8 protein-coding genes and 1 riboswitch are annotated in these 11,419 nt (G+C 55.6%); of the genes, 6 read left to right on the top strand and 2 right to left on the bottom strand.

Annotated features, from left to right (window positions below):
• Window positions 1-8: 8 nt before the first annotated feature.
• Window positions 9-1,559, bottom strand: a complete 1,551-nt coding sequence (gene pruA, locus BLU70_RS07885; protein ID WP_074693121.1) for an L-glutamate gamma-semialdehyde dehydrogenase — start codon at window positions 1,557-1,559, stop codon at window positions 9-11.
• A 259-nt stretch (window positions 1,560-1,818) separates the two neighbouring features.
• Between pruA and BLU70_RS07880 the strand changes: the two genes are divergently transcribed.
• The 3 genes from BLU70_RS07880 (at window position 1,819) to rpoN (ending at window position 6,369) form a co-directional block, all read left to right on the top strand.
• A complete protein-coding gene (locus tag BLU70_RS07880) occupies window positions 1,819-3,381 on the top strand; it encodes a sigma-54 interaction domain-containing protein (RefSeq protein WP_420865895.1) in 1,563 nt (520 codons plus the stop codon).
• Between the two features lie 277 nt (window positions 3,382-3,658).
• Window positions 3,659-5,071, top strand: coding sequence for an amino acid permease (locus tag BLU70_RS07875; RefSeq protein WP_006445839.1), 1,413 nt, complete (start codon window positions 3,659-3,661; stop codon window positions 5,069-5,071).
• A 5-nt stretch (window positions 5,072-5,076) separates the two neighbouring features.
• Window positions 5,077-6,369, top strand: coding sequence for an RNA polymerase factor sigma-54 (gene rpoN / locus BLU70_RS07870; RefSeq protein ID WP_083341209.1), 1,293 nt, complete (start codon window positions 5,077-5,079; stop codon window positions 6,367-6,369).
• Window positions 6,370-6,419: 50 nt separating this feature from the next.
• Here rpoN and BLU70_RS07865 read toward each other — a convergent pair whose 3' ends face one another.
• Complete coding sequence (locus tag BLU70_RS07865) at window positions 6,420-6,800, bottom strand: Rho GTPase-activating protein (RefSeq protein WP_074693119.1); 381 nt, start codon at window positions 6,798-6,800, stop codon at window positions 6,420-6,422.
• 295 nt (window positions 6,801-7,095) lie between these two features.
• Window positions 7,096-7,179: riboswitch (cyclic di-GMP riboswitch) on the bottom strand.
• A 220-nt stretch (window positions 7,180-7,399) separates the two neighbouring features.
• Here BLU70_RS07865 and BLU70_RS07860 point away from each other — a divergent pair.
• The 3 genes from BLU70_RS07860 to BLU70_RS14755 all read left to right on the top strand — a co-directional run.
• A complete protein-coding gene (locus BLU70_RS07860) occupies window positions 7,400-9,058 on the top strand; it encodes a DUF4855 domain-containing protein (RefSeq protein ID WP_244885148.1) in 1,659 nt (552 codons plus the stop codon).
• Window positions 9,045-10,454, top strand: coding sequence for a hypothetical protein (locus BLU70_RS07855; protein WP_074693114.1), 1,410 nt, complete (start codon window positions 9,045-9,047; stop codon window positions 10,452-10,454). Before BLU70_RS07860 ends, BLU70_RS07855 begins: the two co-directional genes overlap by 14 nt.
• Before the next feature lie 25 nt (window positions 10,455-10,479).
• Window positions 10,480-11,419, top strand: a 940-nt coding sequence (locus tag BLU70_RS14755; RefSeq protein WP_244885147.1) for a peptidoglycan-binding domain-containing protein, incomplete at its 3' end; no start/stop codon positions are given.

The raw sequence follows: 11,419 nt of genomic DNA, 5'->3' as shown, positions 1-11,419 counted from the left end.
ACGCCTTACTACAATAATTCGGAGCTGGCCTTCGGTTGTGTGAACAACAACAAGTAGTCCGGGCCACCCGCTTTGGAGTCGGTGCCCGACATGTTAAAGCCACCAAACGGATGTACGCCTACGATGGCGCCCGTGCACTTGCGGTTAAAGTATAGGTTGCCCACGTGGAATTTGCGTCGTGCATAGGCAATATGCGAACGGTCATGGGTCAGGACGGATCCTGTCAGGCCGAACTCCGTTTGATTGGCAATAGCAATTGCCTCTTCAAAGCTCGTCGATTTGGTGAAGGCGACAACCGGCCCGAAAATCTCCTCTTGCATCAGGCGCGAAGAGGGTGCAACATTCGCGAAAACAGTTGGTTCAATAAAGTATCCCGTGTCTGCAGATGCGCCGCCGCCAGCCACAAGCCGCCCTTCTTGCTTGCCGATCTCGATATAACTCGTCACCTTCGCGAATGCCTTCTGGTCGATGACCGGGCCGGTGAAATGCGCCATCTCGCGCACATCGCCCACCTTGAGTTCGCGCGTCAATGCGGCGACCCGTTCGACGAGCGGATCGTACAGCGAAGCATGGGCGATGACGCGCGAGCACGCCGAACACTTCTGGCCGGAAAAGCCAAATGCGGATTGAACAATGGTGCGCGCAGCCAGGTCGATATCAAACCCTGCATCGACGACGATGGCGTCTTTGCCGCCCATTTCTGCGACAAATCGCTTGATCCAGCGCTGACCCGGGATGCGCTTTGCCGCAAGCTCATTCATGCGCAAGCCGACATCTTTCGATCCGGTGAACGAAATGAAGCGAATGTCTGCGTGCTCGACCAGCAAGTCGCCAATTTCCTCCGGATCGCCTGGGACGAAGTTGACGACGCCGGCTGGCATACCGGCCTCCAGCAAAGCCTCCACCATCTTGTACGCAATGACAGGCGTTTGGCTTGCGGGTTTAAGCAGCACGGTGTTACCGGCGACGACGGCCGAGACCGTCATTCCTGTGACAATGGCCAAGGGAAAATTCCACGGCGGAATAATGGCGCCGACGCCAAGCGGGATGTACTCCATATGATTGTCTTCTCCAGCAAATGGCGTCAAAAGGGCATCGGCACGCTGGGCCAATGCAAGCATTTGGCGGCCATAGTACTCGAGAAAATCGATGGCTTCTGCCGTATCTGCATCGGCTTCCGCGCGGCTCTTGCCAGCTTCGAGCAACATCCAAGCCGAGAATTCGTGTTTGCGTCGGCGCAGAATGGCCGCCGTCTTAAAAAGGAGCGACGCCCGTTCTACGACGGGAACCTCGGACCAGATTGCAAAAGCCTCTTGTGCGCAACGAAGGGCTCGTTCAATTTCTGGTTTTCCAGCTTTCGCGACACGTCCGATCAATTCGGTCTTTGCGGACGGATTGTACGACTCCAGGTAGCGACCGGTATCGACAGTCTGTCCGCCAATGATGAGTGGATACGTTTGGCCGACCTGCTCTTGCACACGCGCGAGCGCAACTGCAAACGCCTCCTGGTGATGTGGTGCAGAGAAGTCCGTCAAAGGTTCAGGACGGTATGGTATCATGCCAGATCCTCCTTCATAGCGCAGAAAGCAGTTCGAAACGTTTGCTCACTCCATACTGGAAGCAAGAATCGTGCCAACATGAGCGATGGTTGATCGGTTTGGCATGCAGAACGGAAGTCGGTTGCAGAGTCTGTACCGGGCGTGCAAACTGTACTTGCGGGGAAGTTTCACACAACTTTCGTATGAATGGATAGATGTGCTGTATATTGATACACGGCTATCGACGTCGACTTTGCTGCACGCGAAGGCTGGCGTTGGGATGTCGAGTTCGCAATCAACTTGCTGGATAGGGGAACGTGACGTGGAAGACGCTGTTCGCTTGCGACTGCTTGAGGGACTTCTTAAGGGGCTGGACGAAGGTGTTCACATCATTGATGCCAATGGCATGACTGTTTATTACAACCGGAAAATGGCCGATATAGAAGGCATGCGGCCGGAGGACGTGATCGGCAAGCGGATCGAAGATGTGTTCACATTTCCGGATGCCGCAGGCAGTACATTGCTACAGGCCGTGCGCTTGCGCCTAGCTCGCGAAAATGTAAAACAAACGTATTTTAATCAAAGTGGAAAAGCCATCACGACGGTGAACCGGACGTATCCCATCATCGCCGACGGACGCGTTTTCGGCGCTGTTGAGATTGCCCGCGATGTGACGCCGGTCGAACGGCTGCAAAATCAGCTTCTCGGACAGTCGGGTGTTCGCTACACATTCGCTTCAATCGTCGGTAGCAGTCCAGTGCTCCGGGAAGTGGTGGAGCAGGCGATGCGGGCGGCACGCACGGATTCGTCCGTCCTCATCATTGGCGAAACGGGGACAGGAAAGGAGCTGTTTGCGCAGAGTGTACACGCGGCGAGCAGGCGAAGCCAAGGGCCTTTTGTCTCGCAAAATTGTGCTGCGATCCCGGATTCGCTTATGGAAGGGCTGCTTTTTGGCACGGCGCGCGGCGCGTTCACGGGGGCGGTGGACCGACCTGGGTTGCTCGAACAGGCGGATGGCGGAACGCTTCTTCTCGATGAGGTAAATTCGTTGAGTCCGCCACTGCAGGCCAAACTGCTGCGCGTCCTGCAGGAACGGGCGGTGCGCCGAGTGGGCGAATTAAAGGATCGGCATATCGATGTTCGCATTCTCGCGACCATCAATGAGGACCCGCTACAGGCCATCGCGGCAGGACGCCTTCGGGAGGATTTATACTATCGACTGAGCGTCGTTGCGCTGTTGATCCCGCCGCTGCGCGAGCGTAAAGAAGACATTGCGCAACTGGTCGAGGTGTTTATTGAAAAACTGAATCGCCGCTTTGGCTTGGCGGTAGAACGGATGCATCCGACATTGCGACAGGCGTTTCTGGCATACGATTGGCCAGGCAATGTGCGCGAGTTGGAACATACCGTCGAAGGTGCGATGAATTTACTACAGGATGAACGTGAACTCGGCTTGTCTCATGTGCCACTTCATCTACGCCGCAAGTTGGAACGCGCTCTGCAAGTAAACGCATCGCGGGAAGCGCCGGCAGGGGTGGGGGCGGATCGCAAACATGATACGCTCGCCGCGTGGGATGAAACCTCTGGTGCGCGGGGAGATGCGGTGGATGAAGGCACACAGGGGATGGACTTTGCATCTCGTACACGGGACGAGCGAGTAGCGAGTCGAGTTGGGACATGGCGGGAACGAGTCCAACAGGCGGAGCGCCAGATCTTGATGGAGGTGCTCGCGCGCCACGGTGGGAATGTTTCTGCCACTGCACGAGAACTGGGGCTCAGTCGCCAGAACTTGCAGTATTGGCTTCGTGAATTAGCTGTCGATCCGGCCGTGTACCGCAAGTAGTGTGCATGCTTATGCAAACGCACGGCCGCTCACGGTGGTGCAAAGCCTGCTTGCGGATGAAAAACGCGTTGGCACCGTTTTTTTGTCGAGGCGGGCGTATTTTTCCACGGTGGGAGAGCTTTGCTGCGCCCCCGGGCGACTGATACGGCTTTGTGCGTGGTTAGGGAGATCCAGTCATGGCACTTGGCACGATTCTTGCTGTGATTTATGATCACAAAGCTGTGTTTCAGATATAGTTGTAAGCGTTATCATTGTTTTGGCGAGGGAGAGTAGATCGATGCAGCAACTTGATCAGATCATGGAAAAGGAGTCGCATCTGCGGCGAGGCATGCACGCGCGACACATGTTTATGATCTCGATTGGCGGAGTGATTGGCACGGGCCTGTTTTTGAGCTCGGGCTACACCGTTAATCAAGCAGGGCCAGGTGGCGCCGTGCTCGCGTACGTGATTGGGGGCATCATTGTTTCGATTGTCATGATGTGTTTGGGCGAATTGGCGACTGCCATGCCGGTGGCCGGATCGTTCAAGACGTACGCGCAGGAATTTATCAGTCCTGCCATTGGTTATCTGAGTGCCTGGTTATATTGGCTTAACGGTGCGTTCACCATTGGCGGCGAGTGGATTGCAGCGACCATCATCATTCACCAGTACTTGCCTGGCGTTCCCTTATGGGTCTGGTATGCCTTGTTTGCGGTGATTTATTTGGCGCTTAATGTCACCCGGGTCGGTGTATACGGCGAGTCAGAGTTTTGGTTCGCCAGCATTAAGGTGTTTGGTATTGTCGCTGCTTGCATTGCGGGCATCCTGGCCATTTTTGGACTCACCGGTCACCGCGCCATCGGCCTGCACAACTACACGGGCCAGGGTGGCTTATTCCCACACGGTATCGGCGCGGTGTTCATGGCCCTTGTACCGGTTAGCTTCGCCTACAGTGGCACCGAGTTAATAGGCATTGCCGCAGGAGAAAGCAAAGATCCGGCTCGCTCCGTGCCGCGCGCGGTACGTAGTACGAGCGTGCGCACCTTGTTGTTCTATGTCATCGCCATGATTGTTTTGGTAGGCATCATTCCTTGGCAAAAGGCGGGCCTAAATGACAGCCCATTCGCGACCATCTTTCAGGTTGCAGGCATCCCGTATGCGCGCCTGATTATGGACATGATTGTCATTACTTCGGCGCTTTCCGCCGGATCGTCCTGGACTTATGCTTCGTCGCGGCTTCTTTGGTCGATGGCACTCGACGGGATGGCTCCACGCTTTTTAACGCGCTTGAGCAAAGCGCAGGTTCCCGTCTGGTCAGTGCTGGCCACCCTTGTCATTGGCACGTTATCTTTGTGGATTTACCAGGTTTCACCGAATACGCTGTATTTGTGGATTGTCTCTGGCATCGGGTTGATTGCTGTCTTGTCTTGGGCGATTATTTGCGCTTCGCAAATTGGCTTTCGCCGCAAGTATGTACGAGAGGGAGGCGATGTCCGCGCCTTGGCGTATCGCACGCCGCTATTTCCCATCTTGCCGATCGCTGGCGTTGTGTTAAATTTGGCCATCGCGGTGAGCCTTCTCTTCATTCCAGGGCAGCGTATGGCCATTTACGCTGGTGTGCCCATCATTGTCATCGTTCTCCTTAGTTATTATCTGTTCTATCGCCGGCGCAGTCAGGTTTCGGTGAATCAGCAAACGATGACGGAGTGATAGGCATGAATATGGCGTTTCGCGGTGACATGGAGCAGAGTCAGAGGCTTGTCATGACCGCCGATATGCGTCAGGCACTGGCTGTCTTGCAGGCTTCGTCCACTGAACTTGTTGACATGCTGGAAGAGATGGCACAAGACAATCCCTGCTTGGAGTGGGAGTGGCCGTGGGCCATGACTGCAAGCGGGTTTGTCGGATTAGGCGCCGCGAGGCCCGGGCGTGCTGATCTCATCCTGCAAATAGCGGAACGTCCCTCGCTTGCCGACGAGATTTGTCGGCAGTTGCGCACGCTGTCACTCGCGCCAAGCACGCTGCGCGTTGCCGAGCAACTTGCACACAGCCTGGATGAGCGCGGATATTTCACCGATCCCCTGGACGTCACGGCCGTACGCCTCGACGTTTCTGCGGAGGAAGTCGAGAGGGCCTTGTTTGCGCTACAGAGTTGTGAGCCTTTGGGGGTGGGGGCGCGCAATGTCGAGGAGTGCCTGCTCTTGCAACTGGATCGCATCGATCCGCCGTATCGCGCCTTGGCTCGCAAGCTCCTTGCGCATCTGACCGAACTTGCGCAGGGGAAATTTCGCGTCGTTGCACGGAACTGTAACGCGTCAGTGGACGACATCTATGAAGTGTTAGCGCAGTTTCGGCGGCTAACCCCGCGCCCGGGTGCAGCTTGGGACAGGGAGCCGTTCGCCTTGGCTCCGCCAGATGTCATTGTCGAGCGCGCTGGCGAAGCGTTTGTCGTTCGCGTGCAGGAAAGTGCCGAGCCCCGCCTCTGGGTCTCGCCATCTTACCGATCGCTCTTCGCATCCGGTGGTGCGGAGGTGCGCGCTTTCCTGGGCACACGTTTGCGAGCCATCGAGCGGATGGCCAAAGCCATCGAAACGCGTCGCATGACGATTTTACGGGTGGCGGAAGTCATTGTTGCGCGGCAACAGCCGTTTTTCCAACACGGCCCGGGACATATGCGTCCACTTACGTTGCGCGAGGTGGCGCAAGAGTTGGATATCCACGAGTCTACCGTGAGCCGCGCGCTGCGCAACAAGAGCATGAAAACGCCGTACGGGGTGTGGGCGATGGACGCATTTTTCCCGGCCCAATTGGCCACATCTGGCCTTTCTGCAGAAGCGGTGCAACATGTGCTCCGTTCGCTGGTAGCTAAGGAAGATACGCGAAAGCCGTTGTCGGATGCCGAGATCGCAAAGTGCATGGCGCAACAGGGCATTGTCCTGTCGCGCCGCACGGTTGCGAAATATCGCGAGCAGATGGGGATCCCGAGTTCGCAAAAGCGGCGACGATAGGCGGGAACTGCGTGGCGCTACTGCACCCTTTGGCTCCCGCCTTCGATGTGTTAGACGTCGTCTTCTGCGTGGCTGGAGGTTGCAGAAGTTCGTTCTTCATCCAGAGGTCGGTTCTGCTGTGGGTGGGGCGGTTCATTGCGATCCACGCCTTGTTCGGGAGATTCGCGCAGGTCAAACATGGCCATGAACTCGTCTCGTACCATTTCAATGGCCTTCAGCTCACCTGCAATGACAGGATGAACCGATTGCAATTCGGACTGTTCCAACTGTTGCCTAAGGGTTGCACGCCGCACATTGAGTGTTTCCAGAAAGGCGAGTGCTCTTCCGCGGCGGAATGTTTGCGGACCACCACTGTGTTTGTGGCGTTCATGCGAGTCATGCCTGCCGCGTGGACCGCGATGCCTGTGTGAATCATCATCGAAGTGTCGCATGCAATTGCACTCCTTTGTATACTGATGTATGCGATGTTGCGGTATCATTGTATACAAACGAATACAATTGGTCAATAGGAGCCCAAAACGAAGCCAGGGATGGATCTCTCTGCGAGTATCCATCCCTGAATCGGTTGGTTTTGTGTGCGGTTTGTTCCGGAGACTATCTTGTCTCCTGTTTTCTGTATAACCCTTTGACCCCAGTTTGGCCACCCGTTGCTCTAGAGAACATGGATGTCGGATACCAAGGCGTGCAACGAGTAACGCGGACAACAGAAAAACCACCCAGATGTCACATCGGGTGGCCGGTTGCACAACTCACTCCCCTAAGTCTATGTGCCCACTTTACCGACTTAGGATCTTCGTGTCCACGCTCACAGTATATGATGATTGCCAATGACTTATTCACATTATATGGACGAGATATTCATGTTGTCAAGGAATTTTTGATAGATTGGAAATCCAATGCTGGCGTGGTGAAAATTTAGCGGCATGCCCTTAGAAATCACTCTTGACTTTCGAAAAGTATCGTTATCTAAATTGTCGTTCACTGTCGAAGCGATATTGGCAACTTTGCTGTGATGAGGAAGGTGTATTGGTTGTTCAGTAACTGCAAGATGTGGGCGGCGGCGGGAATGGCTCTCTGTGCGCTAGCGGCCGTCTCGCTCGATCCGCCGGACATCGCCTTGGCTGCCGCCGGGACAGGCAATGCGACAGGGGCGGCGGGTTTCGGTAGCGCAAATACCAACACCAACATGACGGATTTGACGCCGCAGGGCGCTCTGTCCATTGCAGTAAGTGGTGTACCGGATTCCACATTCGCCCAGGAGGAAAAGACGTACCAGGGCGATGTGACCCAAACGTCGGCGTGGCGTGGATTCAGTCACCAGGGGAGTCGAACCATCACGCTGGCGTTTAAGTCCCCTGTCGACGTGCAGTCTATTCAAATTCAGGCTCTACAGAACTTCTCGCTCGGTGTCTACTTCCCCAGTTATGTCGAGTTTCAATTCGAGCAAAACGGCCAGTGGTACACGGCGGGGCAGCGCCCGTCTGCGGTGCCGCAAAGTGACCAAAATGTGATGACCCAGACATTCGCGTGGTCGAGTGCGGCCGGGATTGAGGCTTCGGCGGTCCGTCTGGTTATCCCCGTCGACGTATGGGTGTTTGTCCATGGCTTTGACGTGCAAGGATCGACGACAGCGCACGGGCTTGCCGCCAGTACCTTGGCGAAAGTAACGGCCGCATCCGGGAAACCACTCGGCCCACTGCTGCCGTCGGCGTCCAATGCCGCAGGTATTCGCAACATGTTGCTCGTGCAAACAGGGGCTAATGGCAGTCAAGGCGCGTGGTCCGTTCAAGATTTTGAACCCATGCTTGCGTATGTCACAGAGAGTGGGCAGATGACCAAGCCGCTGTTTGACACCATGCTGTTTCTTCCGTACGGATCGGTCAACGATACAGAGCAGGGCTTGTCCAACTACCTTCAGGATTTGTTTGCAAGTGGCAAGCAATTACGTGCGTTGAACGAAGCTGTCGGCATCGTCAACCAGACGTTGCATCGCCCGGGATATCAAGAAAAAGTCGTCCTATCACTGCCATATTTCGCATACGGAAATATTGATTTCGGAGACATCGGTGGGAAGGACGTGCAATTTGGCGGTACGTCTGGCGATCCGAATGGATTACGGAGCCGCGAAGCAGCGGAGACGTGGTATGTCAATCAATTGTTAACCGATTGGAAGAAGGCGGACTTCAAACACCTGAAACTGGTTGGACTCTATTGGGATGAGGAACAGTACCGCCAAACCATGCCTGGGGAAGCGCAGTATATCCAGTATGCGTCGTCTTTAGCCAAGGCAAACGCGCTGCCTTTGTTCTGGATCCCATATTATGGCGCTGGCGGCATATGGCATTGGCAGTCACTTGGCTTTACGGCGGCTTGGATTCAGCCGAATTATGTCGAGCAAGGCCAGCAGGCAGATCTCGCACGCATGACAAACGCGACCGAGACCGCCTCGGAGCTTGGGCTTGGCGTCGAGGTGGAGTTGACAGGGATCGATGCGGCCCATCAGGCCGTGTACGACAGCTCGCTTGCTCAGTTGAGCGCGGACGGCTATGGCACCAATCAGGCGTCGCACGCGTACTACGATGGCTCGAAGCTGCTGTTGACGTCGGAGCGGTCGCATGGCAGTGAACGCATTGCGTATGACACGACGGCAAGTTTCATCGCGGGGGTGGGTATTCATGGCGGATCGTAAGACGTGGATGTTGCGAACTGCGGCGTTTGCGGTGTGCGCGGGGAGCGTCGCCGTGCCAGTGACGCAGGCGTCAGTTGCACGCCCAACCCCGGTGATGGAACAACGGACGATTGTGTTAAATGGGGAGCCAACACAGGCAAAGCCGTATACGTTTTCGCAAAATGGCGTTGTCTACATGCCACTGTGGTATGTGATGAACGTGTTGCAACAATTAGGATTTTTGAATACATGGAAACAGGGCGTTTGGAATGTGACTGTGCCAATGTCGATTCCAGCCGACACAAGTCCGGATACCGAGAGTGCAGGTAACGCCGCGATAGCTCTCAACGGAGCAGTCGTTCAGCGTTTACAGGGGATCGCAGCGACAGATCCGGCATCCGGTAAATTGACTATGTTCTTTCCGGTGGCAAATATCGAGCAATTGATGGGTCGCTTAGGCATTGTAGCGACGTGGGACGGTACGACATTGTCACTGGATACGAGTGCACTGCCGACTCCCTTAGCCGCAGATCAAATTGGCATATGGAACCTGCTTGTTGCGGTGGACCAGGTGTTTGGCGTCGCTCCGGACACGTCGGGTACCAGTCCGTATGCAGATTTGTCCACGAACTCACCTGCTTGGGGTTATGTCCATGCCAGCATCGAGAAGGGGATTTACCAGCCGATCTCGTCGAATCAGGCGGGGGTCTTTGCACCGCTTACCGTGGCGATGGCAGATCAAGTCCTTTGGAACGCGTACGGCATAAGCTCCGACGACGCAGCTTATCAGCCAGGGGGCTCGCCGGTGGCGTGGGCATCGGCTGTTGGGTTGGTCCCAAGCCCCTGGAAATCGACAGATTTCCTTACGCCGCAGGAATTGGCGACCGTGGTGTCGAATGTCCACAATAACCTCAAGGGTTTTGTCGAAACGGGTAAGAGCAGTTGGCAGATTTGCTATCCCATCGGGGACGAGGCTACCGCATCGTTCGCGGGCGACAGCCGCAATGGGCAGCCCTTTTTTCCGTCGAATGCATCCGTGCAAAGTGCCGTGGGGCAAACCTATCAATTTTTTGACTCCCTGCAAGTCGTCAAGCAGGGCCATTCATACGTGTTGGTGGTACCAAACCCGCCGACGGGTACAGGATTTTGCTACATCACCACATTTGGCAATGTCACCTATGAGATTTCCGGGCAGAGTAAGTGGACAAATGCGTTTGTACTCGACACGCGCGATGTCCAGTGGGCCAAGGGTCACACGCTTCTGGTGCAGATTCCATCGTCAGGGCTGACCATCACATGGAATCAAATGTTGCCGCTATTTTCGGGAACCGTTGTGCTCGGTGAACTGCAATTGTCCGCCGGTGCGCAGGGTCTGCAGGTACAGCGGATGAACATCAACTCAAGTACTACTTCATGATGAAATCCAAAAGGAGGATGTCGCTGTGAAATCTAGTCGCCTACTCGCGGTGCTCGCGCTACCTGCCTGGGTTGCGCTGTCCCAGTCGCCCACCGCGTGGGCGCAGACCGCCACAAGCAATGCCGCATTGAATACCCCAAGCGCGAGTTCAAGCGGAACGTTCGGCCTTGGATCATCCTGGCAATCTTATCCGATGCTCCAATATGGGACACAAGGCCCATCCGTCGCCGTCCTTCAGAACGACCTCAACGCTCTTGGTTTTACGGTCGGGCAAGCAACGGGGACGTTTGACGCGACCACAGAAGCGCAGGTCAAGGCTTTTCAGCAGGCAAACCAGTTACAGGTTGACGGCATTGTCGGATCACTCACATGGGGAGCGATAGCGAAAGCTGTCGCGGCTTATGAGGTATCATCGGTTGTCGCTTCAGCAAGCAGCCATGTTGTGAACAACGTGCAGGTCAAACGCATTGTATTTAATGGCAGCACCGTTTCTTCACCAATAGGATTTACATATGACGGCACGACCTACATGCCCATTTGGTATGTAATGCAGGCTCTGAAACAGGCAGGCTACGCAAACGTGTGGGCAAATGGCGTCTGGAACATCACGCCACCATCGACGAGTGCGGCAAGTGTCGATTACTCAAGCATCAAGTATGGTAAAGGAAGCACCTCGATTGCCATCAATGGTACCGTCGTGGCGAATGTGATTGCCGTCGTCTATCCGGATCCGGCCTCCGGGAAAATGACGACGTTCATGCCCATCTGGTATGTCATGAATGCTTTGAAGCGCGCTGGCGTCGGATCGACGTGGCAGGGGACACAGTGGACGATGAAGCCGGCTCCGGTTGTTGTGACGACGTCGGATCCTGCGGGCAACAGCACCGGGAACACGACGGGTAACAGCACCGGGAACACGACAGGCAACAGCACCGGGAACACGACAGGCAACAGCACCGGGAACA

This window comes from Alicyclobacillus hesperidum (assembly GCF_900107035.1).
GTDB lineage: Bacteria > Bacillota > Bacilli > Alicyclobacillales > Alicyclobacillaceae > Alicyclobacillus > Alicyclobacillus hesperidum.
The sequence above is the reverse complement of the archived record's forward strand: the minus strand, read 5'-3'. Positions and strand labels throughout refer to the sequence as shown.